12 protein-coding genes are annotated in these 14187 nt (G+C 41.9%); 10 read left to right on the top strand and 2 right to left on the bottom strand.

What is annotated here, in order from left to right:
* Positions 1–42 precede the first annotated feature (42 nt).
* The 3 genes from G610_RS0115955 (at position 43) to G610_RS23205 (ending at position 1673) form a co-directional block, all read left to right on the top strand.
* Positions 43–399 (top strand): winged helix-turn-helix transcriptional regulator, encoded by a 357-nt coding sequence (locus G610_RS0115955; protein WP_026525564.1) that lies wholly within the window; start codon positions 43–45, stop codon positions 397–399.
* A 5-nt stretch (positions 400–404) separates the two neighbouring features.
* Positions 405–1337 carry a glycoside hydrolase family 43 protein gene (locus tag G610_RS0115950; protein WP_026525563.1) on the top strand — a complete coding sequence of 311 codons (933 nt, stop codon included), beginning with the start codon at positions 405–407 and terminating at the stop codon, positions 1335–1337.
* A gap of 192 nt (positions 1338–1529) precedes the next feature.
* Positions 1530–1673, top strand: a complete 144-nt coding sequence (locus G610_RS23205) for a hypothetical protein (RefSeq protein ID WP_155831052.1) — start codon at positions 1530–1532, stop codon at positions 1671–1673.
* A gap of 338 nt (positions 1674–2011) precedes the next feature.
* On the opposite strand, the gene bglX is transcribed toward G610_RS23205, so the two are convergent.
* Complete coding sequence (gene bglX, locus G610_RS0115940) at positions 2012–4261, bottom strand: beta-glucosidase BglX (protein ID WP_026525562.1); 2250 nt, start codon at positions 4259–4261, stop codon at positions 2012–2014.
* A gap of 87 nt (positions 4262–4348) precedes the next feature.
* Complete coding sequence (locus G610_RS21330; protein WP_035797773.1) at positions 4349–6397, bottom strand: HelD family protein; 2049 nt, start codon at positions 6395–6397, stop codon at positions 4349–4351.
* Between the two features lie 222 nt (positions 6398–6619).
* On the opposite strand from G610_RS21330, the gene G610_RS22410 reads away from it, so the two are divergent.
* From G610_RS22410 to G610_RS0115900, 7 genes are all read left to right on the top strand, one after another.
* Positions 6620–8650 (top strand): methyl-accepting chemotaxis protein, encoded by a 2031-nt coding sequence (locus G610_RS22410; protein ID WP_026668993.1) that lies wholly within the window; start codon positions 6620–6622, stop codon positions 8648–8650.
* Positions 8651–8877: 227 nt separating this feature from the next.
* A complete protein-coding gene (locus G610_RS0115925) occupies positions 8878–9354 on the top strand; it encodes a DUF2975 domain-containing protein (protein ID WP_026525561.1) in 477 nt (158 codons plus the stop codon).
* A gap of 33 nt (positions 9355–9387) precedes the next feature.
* A complete protein-coding gene (locus G610_RS0115920; protein WP_026525560.1) occupies positions 9388–9603 on the top strand; it encodes a helix-turn-helix domain-containing protein in 216 nt (71 codons plus the stop codon).
* 83 nt (positions 9604–9686) lie between these two features.
* On the top strand, positions 9687–11321 hold the full coding sequence (locus G610_RS0115915) for a DUF4153 domain-containing protein (protein ID WP_026525559.1): 1635 nt from the start codon (positions 9687–9689) through the stop codon (positions 11319–11321).
* A gap of 227 nt (positions 11322–11548) precedes the next feature.
* On the top strand, positions 11549–12115 hold the full coding sequence (gene rbr / locus G610_RS0115910; protein ID WP_026495011.1) for a rubrerythrin: 567 nt from the start codon (positions 11549–11551) through the stop codon (positions 12113–12115).
* Between the two features lie 29 nt (positions 12116–12144).
* Positions 12145–12519: a desulfoferrodoxin family protein gene (locus G610_RS0115905; protein ID WP_026525558.1), complete on the top strand. Its 375-nt coding sequence runs from the start codon at positions 12145–12147 to the stop codon at positions 12517–12519.
* Positions 12520–12839: 320 nt separating this feature from the next.
* The gene (locus G610_RS0115900; RefSeq protein WP_155831051.1) at positions 12840–13631 is read left to right on the top strand and encodes a hypothetical protein; all 792 of its coding nucleotides are present in this window, start codon (positions 12840–12842) and stop codon (positions 13629–13631) included.
* Positions 13632–14187 lie beyond the last annotated feature (556 nt).

The following is a 14187-nucleotide window of genomic DNA, read 5'->3' as shown; positions in this document are numbered from 1 at the left end:
ACCTGGTAAGAAAAAACTGAGTAATGTGAAAGGAAGCGGATTATGGCAGCTAAGAAAAATTCGAAACCGGATCATGAACCCCTCTGTGAGGACATCGCAGGAAAGGGCTGCGGTCTGAAAAAGGTAATAGATATTATAGGTGGAAAGTGGAAGATAATGATCCTGTGCGTTATGGATAAGGAAGGCACCATCAGATACGGCGAGCTCAGGCGCAGAGTCTTTGGCATCACCAACACCATGCTCGCAACATCTCTTAAGGAAATGGAAGAGGATGGCCTTGTGGAGCGCATTCAATACATGGAAATGCCTGTAAGGGTTGAATATACTTTAACTAAGAAGGCTGAGAGCATCGTTCCTATTCTTCTTCAGTTAAAGAAATGGGGAGAGGAGAATCTTTGAATAATATGGGAGCTTATTTATTTGTACATTTTAGAGAAAAGACCACTCCTGACGGCGAGCAGGTTTATTTTGGACTTTCAAAGGATGGCTTTAACTGGGAAGAAGTAAATGGTGGCAAGCCGATTTTAACCAGTACCCTCGGCGAATGCGGCGTTAGAGATCATGTTATTTTCAGGAAAAAGGAAGGCGGCTTTATCATCCTTGCAACTGATCTTAGCCTTGCCAATAATTTTGCAACCAGATATCACTCCGACTGGAAAGAAGTAAACCACAACGGAAGCCCATATTTATCAAAGTGGGAATCCAAGGACCTTGTTCACTGGTCAGAGCAGGAACTGATAAAGCTTGTAGACGACAGCTTTGGCTGCGTGTGGGCACCAGAAATAATAGCCGATGAAGAAAATGGCGATTACATGGTTCATTGGAGCAGCTTTAATAACGTCAATGACCCTGATTATACAGCTATTTACTATTCTAAAACTAAAGATTTTAAAACCTTTTCAGAGCCGAAGATTCTCTGTTCCAAGAAGGATACAGGAATCATCGATTCAAACATTGTGTATGCAGATGGCTACTACTATAGATTTATAAAAAGTGATTTTGAACCAAACCATATCATGCTGCACAGAAGCACTTCACTGATCGGAGAATACGAGAGAATGCCTGCTTTTGATGAGGAAATAGAGAAGGAAGAGCTTGGTCAGTTCGAAGCCCCTACCTGCTTCAAACTAAGCGATGGCAGATGGTGCGTAATGCTTGATTACTATGGCAGCGACAAGGATAAACAGGGATATGTTCCATTTGTCGCAGAGGATATTTCTACCGGAAGATTTGTACGAAGCGATGCGGAATTCTCATTCCCTTACGGCTTTAAACATGGAACTGTTATGAGCATTACTGATGAGGAATATGAGAGGATTAAAAGGGCATTTAAATAGTATGACTTCTTAGATGAAATTACAGAAATCCGCACTAGCTGCGGATTTCGTGAGAACATGATACGAAAGGCAAATAGGCCCTTCGACGAAGTCGACTTTTAATGGCCTATTTGCGGCATTCTTGAATCTCTGATTCAAGAATGCATATAATATAGTTGTCTCAGTAATCGTTTTTAGGTAGAGGGGGTACTTATGGCAGTTTACAAATGTATGGCGTGCGGTTACATTTTTGATGAGGAAAAAGAGGGCAAGAGCATCAGAGATATAGATTATTGCCCCAGATGCAAACAGCCTGATGACAGGTTTGTTCTTGTTGAGGAAGACAGTGAAAAATAAAGCTGAAGCTGATTGCATGGCGTATTTTCAAGAATCAGAAAACACCATGCATTTCTGGCTAAATTCGCATGGCGTATCCGTATAATTCAAAAAACACCATGCCATACAGGTCTATATGGCATGGTGTATTTAGAAAATGATGGAAACACCATGTTTCGGGTGCATTTTTCGCATGGTGTTTTTTAGAAAACGCTGATACCGCCATGTTTACAGCAGTATCGCTAGATTCAACTTCAAAGCAAAACATCTGATAAAACGATTTAACTTAGTTCCAAAGTAAACCGCTCAATCAAATCAGTTTAATTCAACTTCAAAGCAAAAAACTCGAATAAATTAATTTATTTCAGCTCAAACTCCGCTGCGTTTTCTGTGGCAGAATCAAATCCAATAAATACCTTGAATTTGCCTGCTTCAGTCTCAAATACATTACGCAGAGTAAAGAATGCCAGCATATCTTCAGTGATATCAAAGCTTACCTCAGTACTTTCGCCGGGAACGAGAGTTACTTTCTTAAAGCCCTTAAGTTCCTTTACAGGGCGGACTCTGCTGCCAACGAGATCTCTTACATAGAGCTGAACTGTCTGAGTTGCCTCAGCATTACCCTTATTAGTTACGGTAGCGGTAGCAACGATCTTGTCGCCGTCGGCATAAAGTGAGGGCGTGGCAGATGCAGAGGAGATTCCCTCTGCTTTCTTCATCTCAGCCTTATCAAGAGTTACTTCTGAAATCTCAAAATCTGAATAGGTAAGACCATATCCGAAGGGATATCTGGCTTCGTTGGGGCAGTCAAGATATCTTGTTGTGAAAGCAGAGTAACGGTCTGTGGGCTTGGGTCTTCCTGTGTTAAAGTTGTTGTAGTAAAGAGGCTCCTGACCTACGCAGTAAGGGAAGCTCATAGGAAGCTTACCCTGAGGTGAAAACTTTCCTGTAAGTACGTCTGCGATTCCGTGTCCACCCTCTGTTCCCGGTCTGAAGCAGATCATAAGTGCATCGGATTCTTCCGGTAAATTGCCAAGATCAAGAGGTCTTCCGTTGAAGATAAGAGTGATGATCTTTTTGCCTGTAGACTTAATTTTCTTAAAGAGTTCTAATTGAATCTCAGGAAGCTTTATCTGAGCCTTACTGGTTGATTCTCCTGTCTGGAAAGCACTTTCACCAAGACACATGATGACAATATCAGCAAAATCAGCTGCTTCAAGAGCTTCTGCAAGGAGCTTCTCATTGTCTGCTTCAAAATTATCCAGGTGAGAATGGAAAAATCCAAGGTCAGCATCCTCATCAAGAAGAGTGCAGCCATTAGCAAATCTAAGCTCGGTATCTGTACCTTCAAAGGCTTCTGTGAAGGCCTGTCTAAGTGTTACGTTTGTATCTGCATTGCAGGTGATAGCCCATGAACTCTGAAGGTTCTTCTCATCCACATAAGGTCCGATAAAAGCGATCTTTTTAGAGTTAAGAGGAAGGGCGTTGTCCTTATTTTCAAGAAGAACAAGTGATTCGCGAACGGCAGCTCTTGCTACTTCGCGGCTTTCTTTTGAAAATGTGAGCTTCTCATATTTTTCAGCGGATGCTCCGTGGTAAGGATCTTCGAAAAGACCAAGCTCGTTCTTGAGATTAAGAACTCGAAGCACTGCTTCATCCACAAGCTTCTCATCGATTTTGCCTTCTTTGATAAGTGCAGCAAGGTTAAAGCCATAGCTCTCCGTGCACATATCAATGTCTACGCCTGCCTCCATTGCAAGGTGGGCTGCTTCTTTGAGATCTGCGGCAAGCCCCCAGGGAACCATCTCGCCTATTGCACCCCAGTCGGATATGAGAACACCATCAAAACCCATTTCCTTTCTGAGGACATCGCGCATAAGCCACTTGTTTCCTGAAGAAGGAATTCCATTAAGAGTATTAAAAGAGGTCATTGCCATTTTGACTCCGGCATCAACGGTCTTTTTATAAGCTCTAAGATACTGATCCTTCAGGGCGTATTCAGATAATTCTACGCTGTTGTAATCTCTTCCGGCTTCTGATCCGCCGTAAGCTGCAAAATGTTTTACGCAGGCTGCTACATGGTCGTGGTCTGCGATGTTATCGCCCTGATAACCCTCTACCATTGCGGCAGTCATCACTCCGTTAAGATACGGATCTTCGCCTGTTGACTCGACAACGCGGCCCCAGCGGGCATCCCTTACAAGGTCAGCCATGGGAGAGAAGGTTACGTGAATACCGTCGGCAGCGGCTTCCTTTGCCTGAATCTGAGCACCCTTTTTGGAGGTCTCGGGATTAAAGGTTGCACCCTGACCAAGAGGGCAGGGGAAAACTGTGTCGTGACCATGGATTACATCCAGCATGAAAAGAAGAGGGATGTGATGAGGATGGTTCTTTACATACTCCTCCTGGATTTTTCTGATCTTATCAGCGCCGTGAAGACCAAGGGTGCTTCCTGCCAGCTGTTTTACCTTTGCAGATACTTCTGCATCGGCAATACCTGTAATTGCTGCGTCATCCTCGAAAGCCTGTCCCGGGAGCTGAACCAGCTGCATGATCTTTTCTTCAAGTGTCATGTCGTTAAGTAATTTCTGTAAATCTTCTTTTTTCAATGTAAAATCCTCCTGCCTTATCTAAGTGAAAAATATTAGGTGTCACATGTACTTACGAAAGTATGAGCGCAGCTCACACCTTCGGGATTAACTATCTATTCTGGCTGCAAGTTTGCCATTTGCCAAAATCGAAAGGCTTCTTGTGGCGCGGGAAATTGCAGTGTAGAGACAATGCTTACCAAGCTCGTTATCAGGGTATGATTCTGAGTCTGCGTCCGCCAAAATTACGTTATCAAATTCAAGTCCCTTAACCAGCTTTAATTCTATTAAAAAGGCACCGCTCTTTGGAAGAGAGTCTTCCTCTTCAATAGTAATGGGAGCCTTGTCACCAAGGGCTTCTGCAATCTTATCAATAGCAAAGTGATTTCTGCAGATGATAGCAGTAAGTCCGTCTTTTTTCTCATATTCTGCGATGAGTTTTGAAAGTTCCTTATAGTATTCCTTATCCGTTGAACAGGCCTTTACAAAAACTTCTTCGCCGGGACGCTTAACGGAAGAAACCATCATTTTCTTTTCAGCGGGAAGTATTGATGCAAACATATCTGTGATCTCAGGCGAGCTTCGGTAGCTTGTCATAAGAGGCAAAGTCACGAAGTTCTTTTTCTCAGCCCTTGTCATTTCTTCGATTTCAGCAAAGGTGATTGTGCCTTCGCGGATTGCCTGAAACTCATCTCCAAGCAGCATGAATCTTGCGTTGGGGAAATACTTTTTAAATACCATCATCTGAGCCATGGTATAATCCTGAACTTCGTCGATCATGACGTAGCGCATATTTCTGTCGCATTCGCCGGTGAGCTCCATTTTGGTATAGAGCCATTCTGCAGTGGTGATATTGGTAGTGCCGAGTATCCGCTGTGCCACATGCATGACATTTATAAAGCCGCAGTGCCTGATACAGCTAAGGGCACCGCCAAAATCATTCTCTATGCGGTTATCCTCAGCAGAGTCAGATTTTGCGCTACTGCCGGATTCGTTGTAGGAGTTATCATCCAGGTTATGAAGGGCTATCTTTGCTCTGTGTTCAAGCTCATCGGAGGCTGTCTGAATAAGGCGCACTCCCATGGGGAACTGTTTGAATTTCTTTATTACGGAAAAGACTTCGTTTTTGGACATAACGATCTTGTCCTTTTGTCTGATATCAAGGAAGTCCTCGGGCTCCGGAGACAGAGTCTGTATAGTGTCATGAATCTTTTTGAGACTGTCTGCCTCAGAGTAATCATATTCTTCGCCGGAAAAAGGAACATCCACCATCTCAAGAAATTCCTGCCAGGTAAGGGTAAGGGGATTGGTCTCTCCAAGGTCAGGAAGAACATTGTCGATATAATCCCTGAAAACAGGATTGAGAGTCATGAGACATACATGGTCAGGACGAAGAGTATCCCTCTTTTGATAAAAAAGATAAGCGATACGCTGCAAAAGAACTGAAGTCTTGCCACTGCCTGCAATACCGTTTACTAAAAGCACAGGAACGTCAGGATAGCGGATGACGGTATTCTGTTCCTTCTGAATTGTCGCAGTGATAGCCTGCATTTTGTCAGAGTGAGTCTGTGACAGTGACTGAAGCAGCATGGGATCTTCAATTGCTATCTGAGTATCGAAGTATGCGTTCAGCTTGTCCCTTGTAATATCAAACTGTCTGCGCATTTGAAGGTCTACAGGGATTTCTCTGTCCTCTACCATGTAGCTGGTGTGGCCGATTTCCTGATTGTAGTAAACTTCAGCGATGGGAGAGCGCCAGTCAATGACCATCTGCTCGTAGCCGTTTTCTGATACAGCAGCGCGTCCGATGTAGTAGTTCTCAGGCTCTTCATCCTCTTCATATTTTAGTCTGATCTCTGCGAAATAGGGAGATTCAAGCAGCTTATTTACTGTTTCAAGACGATTATCAAGAGAATTGCTTTCAACGTTATATGTATCGATATAACGATTCCAAACCTCGATTTCTGCAAGAGTTTCCATGGTGGTCTCAATGTCAGCATAGTCGAATCTGATGTTGTCGCGGATATCATTTTTATCATCTGTTGCCTGCTCATTCAGGGCAGTGATCCTGCTTTCAAGGTCCTCCTTCATGGCAAGGAGCTTGTTGTAGGTTTGGGATAAATGTGCCTGTTCGGCTTCGAATATTTCTTTTTCCATAGAATGCTTACCTTTGTTTAGAACTTGTTTTTCTGCGGTTAGTATCTTTTTATTATAGCATTGAAATCCAAATTGGACATAAACATTGTGGCCTATATTGTTAAATGTATTTTTGAATTTTCGTTTAGAAAAATATAATAAAGTATTCATTTTATCGTAATTTAACATTTCAGAGAAAAAAGTATAATTTATCTATAAGTATCATTATGGAGGTAGATATCTATGGCAGATAAGAATATTAGTAGACCCAATTCAAGGCACATTAGTGCGCAGCTTCTTGTGGTTATCATTCCGATGATAATTGTGGCTATCGCGATTGTAACTGTTTTCATCGGAATTAACGCAAAAAACGTTATTGTAGAAGAAGCCACAAACGGACTTGCAATGGAAGCAAAGGCAAATGCCGCTGAGATAGCGGGCGAAATGTCCGGAATGGTATCATACTATAACAGTTTGGGTGATGTTTTAGAGAAGAGTGTTTACGCAGATGATGCTGCCTACTTTAGAGCTCTTGAACCCGGAATGGCTGCTTATCCTGATGTTGTTATAGATGTTTATTTGGCTGTTGGAACAGAAAGCTTCTATGATGGTGGCGGATGGGTTCCTGATGCTGATTATGATCCAACAACAAGACAATGGTATAAAAATGCTCTTGGTAAGTCGTCAATAGTAATCGGCGCACCTTCTGTTGATATGACAACGGGGAAAATGGTTGTTTGCGGCTCAAGACAGATAAATCTTCTTGATGGAAGAACCGCAGTACTTTCAACCGATATAGTTCTTTCAGGAATCTCTGAAACAGCAAGTGCATATAAGCCTCTTGGCAAAGGTTCAACCATGATGTTCGATGGAACAGTAATGGTGGCATCACCTGCTGCAGATCAGATAGGAAAAGATGTTTCCGAGTACCCTGATGATGATTTTATTCAGCAGATATCAGCTATAACCACATCCGGTGGAAGGGATGATATTTTCACATTACATGGAACTGATGGAATAGATTACTACGTTTCCATTGATCCTGTTATCGGTACGAATTTTTATCTGGCATCCTTTGTAAAGGTGGGTGATGTTCTTGCACCTCTTTATAAATTCATTATGATCAGCGCAGTTCTTGCATGCGTAATGGTACTTGTTATGGCAGTCATTATGTTCCAGGCAATTAACTCAATGATCGCAAAGCCTGTAAAGAAGCTTACTGATAACATCAACAGAATATCCAGTGGTGACTTCACTGTTGAGATTCAGAAGGGCTCAGGAAATAAAGAAAACGAAATCGGTCTGATGAACAACAATATGTCTGACTATGTTGCTCAGATGCGTGACACTCTTATAAAGATGAAAGATGTTACACAGAAGTTGGCCGGAGAAGCGACTAATTCCAAGAACGCATCCAGTGATCTGAACATTCAGGCAGATGAGCAGTCAAAGGCAATGCAACAGATCCAGGGTGCTATGGACGATATGGCAGATGCAGTAACAGAACTGGCAAACCAGGCAACAACCCTTGCTCAGGAGGTTTCAAATCTTACCGACAAGAGCCAGCAGACAAGAGATACCATGGATTCGCTCGTCACAAAGGCAAAAGATGGACAGCGTGATATGGAAGTTGTTCAAAGCGGCATGACCGCCATTGCAAAGTCCATGGAAGATATGAACGATGTAGTATCAGTTGTTGGAGAATCTGCACAGAAGATTAACTCCATTGTTGATATGATCAATTCGATTTCCAGCCAGACTAACCTGTTGTCACTGAATGCTTCAATCGAGGCTGCAAGAGCCGGTGAAGCAGGAAAAGGCTTTGCGGTTGTTGCTCAGGAAATCGGACAGCTTGCCCAGAACAGTGCTGATTCCACTCAGCAGATTTCCACTATCATCAAGGAAATCACAGTTCAGATTGAGGAGCTTTCCAATAAGTCCAAGAATAACATGGAAGAAATCAACAACAATATGGACGCTGTTAATACTGCCGGAACTACATTTGAAGAAATCTTCAAGAGTCTTGATGAGACCAGCGATATCGTAGGAGAGATGATAGCCAAGGTAGGAAGCGTTGATGAGATCGCAACCTCTATGGCAGCTATCTCGGAGGAGCAGTCAGCAAGTACTCAGGAAGTAAGTGCAACAGCAACACATCTTACATCCAGTGCAGAGCTTGTGGCTGAGAACTCCAAGGGCGTAGACACCAGTGCTACAGCCGTTTCTGATTCTTCAGATGAGATTGAGAATCTGATCAATGTATTTAAGGTATAAGTGAAAACAGTAAATAGCATGGTTTCAGGGAGCTGCCAATTTGGCAGCTCCCTTTGTATTTCATACAGAGTGCTCCGTGAGAATGCTGCAAGCGGCATTATATTTACGCTGACATTCGATTTATCGAAAAACGATAAAAAATTATTGACTAACAAAAGTGCCCGTGATATAACGAAATTACAAAAGAGGTTCAGAAAGCCTTAAAAAAGTAGTTAAGGAGCAGACACATGAGCGATAAGCTAAACAGAGTTTTCAAGATTTGCCTTGATGTATTTTTTTACATAGGACTGATCATCGAGGTGACCGTACCCCTCACACTGGGAAAAGCTGTGGATATGACAGTTCTGGCACTTGGTGAGACCACAGAATATGCCAGGATCAGGGATCATTATGTTTTTGCAGTGATTTCAATAATGCTGGCAGGTGCCTTTGCACTTCTCATTCTCCGCGAGCTTCGGAAAATGATGAAAACAGTTATAGAGGATGACTGCTTTGTTCAGGCCAATGTGGACAGCCTTCGCAGAATGGGGACATTCGCATTTGTCATTACTCTTGTTAAGGTTATCAGATGTTTTGTCTATTTCACTCCCGGAGCGGTTATTACGGCAGCAGTTTTTTGTTTTGCCGGAATCTTAAGTAAAGTGCTCTCCAAAGTCTTTGACAGGGCGGTGAGCTACAAAGAGGAGAATGACCTGACAATTTGATGAAATAGTGCTGAAAAAAGCGGGAAGGAAATTATGGCAATAGTAGTTAATCTGGATGTGATGATGGCAAAGCGAAAGGTGGGTCTTACCGAGCTTGCAGGCAAGGTAGATATCACCCTGGCCAATCTGTCCATATTGAAAAATAACAAAGCAAAGGCGGTCCGTTTTCAGACTCTTGAAGCGATATGCAAGGCTCTGGACTGCCAGCCCGGAGACATCCTTGAATATGTCCCGGATGATGAGAATTAAAAGAATTACTGAAAAGAGAAGACTACCGGATGAGACCCTGCTTTAAGAGATATTGCGGTAGTTCTAAATGGAGGTTTCTAAGTATGGAAAACAACATGAATCAGGATGAAATTTTATTAAAAGAAGAAGTTAATACACAGCAGGAGGTATTGGCGGACGGAACCTATGGCAAGGTGCTGATTAACGGTTCTACTCCTGTTTTCTCCGGCTCTGAGCCCGCTATAAATCCTGCACCGGTGGTTCTGATCGAAGAAGAGAAGGGCGATGATGTTTCTTTTAAAAAGTATGCGCTGCCTGCAGTGATATATGCAATTATTCATACCTACTGTCTTTACAGAAATACAGATGCTGTGACTTATCCAATCAGCATGCTCATTACTTTGGTACTCATGGGTATAGCGAGAAAACGGGATGGATTTTCTCTTATTGCTGACAAAAACGGTGATAAGCGTCTTGGACTATTTTACGTAATATCGTTAATGCTTTTATCTATATCAAAATTCATGACAGCAAACAGTACCCTTTTGTGGATTGACGGCTTTGCAATAACTGTGCTTATATTCAGCTTTGTGCTGCATCTTTATGCTGATACAAAGGGATGGGATATCTTTTCCTGGGCTATCGGAATTATGGCAACCCTGATGAGACCCATATCATGTATAGCCGATCCTTTCTATGATACTCACAGCTGGCTTAGTAAGCGCAAGGATGGAGATAAGCCTAAAAACAAAAATCTCGCTGCCATTATCGCCGGACTTTGCATAGCGGTTCCGCTACTCTTTGTGGTAGTAGCTCTCCTTGCATCAGCGGATCTGGTTTTCTCAAGTATGCTTGAGCACATAGTGGACCTTATTGAGCTTCCGGACAACATCGAGGACTACTTTGGAATTACCATTATGCTTGTGTGGTCACTATGGCTTTTCTATACGGTATTTAGGAGCTTGTCCAAGGGCAAAACAGGAACCCATGAAGCGAGAAATATTGGAATTAACCCGGTTGTAGCTATTACCTTCACATCACTTCTTAGCGCGGTTTACCTGCTCTTTAGCGTGATCCAGATCGTTTATCTTTTCATGGGAAATATGACTCTCCCTGAAAACTATACCTACGCTGAATACGCCCACGAAGGCTTTTATCAGCTTCTTGCCGTTAGCATTATGAACTTTGCTATCGTGATGACCTGTAAGAGACTGTTTTCAGACAATACCGTGCTTAAGGTGATTCTGACCATCATCGGTGCATGTACTTATATAATGATCGCATCAAGTGCTTTCAGAATGTTCATGTACATCGAGGTGTACCACCTCACCTTCCTCAGAGTGTTTGTACTTTGGTTTTTGGCAGTGCTTGCGGTGTGTCTTGCATACCTTATCTTTTATCTGTATGCGGACAGGTTCCCCATTTACAATGCCTGCATGGTGACGGTGACGGTGATGTATCTTGTCTTTGCTTTTGCTAACCCTGATTATCACATTGCAAAGTATGATATGAACTATCTGAATAAAGCAGTCGATACAAAGGAGTATTCGGGAACTGTTGAGTATTATCTTATGTATGAGATTTCTCCCGATGCCGTTCCTGCCTATGTGGGTAATGAGAGACTTCTTTCCGAATACTATCTCTTAGATGGTGATGATACTTATAAAAAAGAAGATCAGCACTTAAGGAACTTCAACTATTCAAGAAACAGAGCATATAAGCTTAAAAATCACAAATAATTCCATGATCGGAGTGCACTGCCATGGCGGAGCACTCCGATTTTTAAATATACATTCTGCCTTTAACATTTCATGAGCCCATTTTAATAAAAATATAATAAACACGCGGCTTTTAGCGTGCTAGAATAGTTGTTGTAGGAGATATTTTTATCGGTCAGTTGTCAAAAAATATTCGCATGGTCGATGGAATGTCGCAGGATAAATTTTTAGAAAACGGAGGAAGTGAAATGGCAGAAAACAACAAGTGGAGATGCAGAGCAGAAGACCTTAAGGGCACGCAGACAGAGAAGAATCTGCAGGCAGCTTTTGCTGGTGAATCAGAGGCAAGAAATAAGTACACTTTCTTTGCATCCAAGGCAAAAAAGGACGGTTTTGTTCAGATTTCAAATATCTTTGCAGAGACTGCAGCTAATGAAAAAGAGCATGCAGAGATCTGGTACAAGATTTTGACAGGCATTGGAAGTACAATAGAGAACCTCAAGACTGCAGCTGATGGTGAAGGCTATGAGTGGAAAGAGATGTATCCTTCATTCGCAAAGACTGCAAAGGAAGAAGGATTTGACGAGATAGCTGAGCTTTTTGAGAGCGTAGCAGCAATCGAGAAGGAGCATGAGGAACGCTATAAGAAGCTTCTTAAGAATATCGAGGATAAGATCGTATTTTCACGTGACGGCGATGCTGTATGGCAGTGCAGCAACTGCGGACATATCGTGATCGGTCCTGCTGCTCCGGAGGTTTGTCCGGTATGTAACCATCCACAGGCATATTTCCAGCTTAAGGCTGAGAATTATTAATATTCCAAACGAACAAAGGAGGTTTCGTTATGAAGTTCTACAAATGTGAGAAATGTGGTAGTTTCGTAATCAAGATCAATGAGGCAGCCTGCACACCCGTATGCTGCGGCGATCCCATGACAGAGCTCATCCCCGGCACATCAGACGGCGCTCATGAGAAGCACGTTCCCGTTGTTGAGGTGGATGGAAGCAAGATAACCGTTAAGGTTGGCGAAGTAGAGCATCCTATGATGGATAACCATTACATCCAGTACATTTGGCTCGAGACAGACAAGGGCTTCATGCAGAAATCTCTTACTCCTTCAGATAAGCCCTGCGCTGAGTTCGTTCTGGCAGACGGCGAGAAGGCTATTGCAGCTTATGAGTTCTGCAACCTTCACGGACTCTGGAAGAAGGATATCTGATAAGATTTTTGAGGGACACCTCCTGCTTAAAAAGCAGGGGGTGTTTTTGTATGATCTGTTTAAACTTGACATTTTTAGCGGTACATGTTTTAATCACATTCGTTGTCTTTCAGACACACAGTTTGCGTTCAGCATACTGTTTTTCAAATGGATTGATATACATTTTCGGGGGATATGGTTTATCAATTTGAATACTGTGTTTTGCAATGCCATGAAATAGGAGAAATGGCTGTTGCTCAGCATGCTTTTTATTGATGCCTGAAACTGAAGTATAGGAGGTATTGATTTTTTCTAAATATAGAAAGGATATTACAGAATTAATGGATGATTATTTAATGCAGTTGATTGCGAGAGAAAAAGAGTTGAAACGCGAGATAAGCAAAAGGAAAGAACGAATAAAGCAGGCCCCGGATGGGAATTTGAGAATCGCTAAAAAGGGGAAATATTTCCAGTATTATAAAGGGAATATTGGGGAGAAGAACGGTAAATATATTCCAAAATCAGAAGAAGCACTTGTTCTTTCGCTTGCTCAAAAGAGATATGATAAGACGTTTATTGAGCTGGGTGAGGAGGAATTAGTGTTAATATCAAATTTTCTCAAGAATTATACAAATAAAACGCGGGAAGTATTATCTCTATTCCCTGATGAACTGAAGAATAGGCTTGATTACGTAGATCTTCCTGATGAAGATTTCGTCAGGCAGTGGCAGAGGACTAAGTATCCGAAAAAGGCAATAGGTGATGATGTTCCAATGCATATAACAACAAGAGGAGAGCGTGTAAGGTCGAAGTCGGAAGAGATGATAGCTAATGCACTTTTCAAGAAAGGAATTCCATATAGATATGAATTCCCGGTACTTTTGTATGACGGTTCATATAGACATCCTGATTTCATGGTACTGGATGTAAGAACAAGAAAAGAAACATTTTGGGAACACTTGGGAATGCTGGATAAGCCGGAATATGTAGATAGAAATTTGAGGAAGTTCAGGGATTACGAAAGCTCTGGGATCTGCTTGGGACGAGATATGTTGGTTACTTATGAGAGTTCTAAGATGCCTCTTAACAGCAAAATTATAGACGACTTTATTCGCATTCATTTCGGTGTTTGAGATATTGGATTTCTAATCAGATAGATGATTCGTGAAAAATATTTCTTATATCTTGGTTTATTTGAAGGATTACAGCGAACGGTATTGGATAGGGGTGATTCGCAGTATAGATTAGTACTATTTACTGCGGGAATGACGGATTATGATTATCGCGCTGTATTGTATATGAAAGGATTACTGCGCGGAGAGTCATGGATGATTGGTGCGCAGCAATTTGAAGCATAAATTACTGCGATGTGACCGATATATGAAATATGCGCAGTACTGAATAATATTGAAAGGCATAAATTACTGCGATGAGACCGAGAAACGAACTTAGCGCAGTATTGAAAAGAAATTGAAGGGTTTTAATTGCAGCGGAAAGGGAGAATTAGGTGTTGGTCGCGGTAATACAAAAATTGGACAACAGAGTCGATATTAAAATAAATCAATAAAAATGATTAAATATGCCCCTAGTTAAAATATTCTCAAGTGGTACAATAAAATACATCAACAAATAAATGCTAGAATTATTTACTGCATTAATTATGTACGGAAAATCAAGGGTAAATTTAAT

Source organism: Butyrivibrio sp. MB2005, from assembly GCF_000424285.1.
GTDB lineage: Bacteria > Bacillota > Clostridia > Lachnospirales > Lachnospiraceae > Butyrivibrio.
Note: the sequence above shows the minus strand (reverse complement) of the source record. Positions and strands in the feature narration are given on the sequence as shown.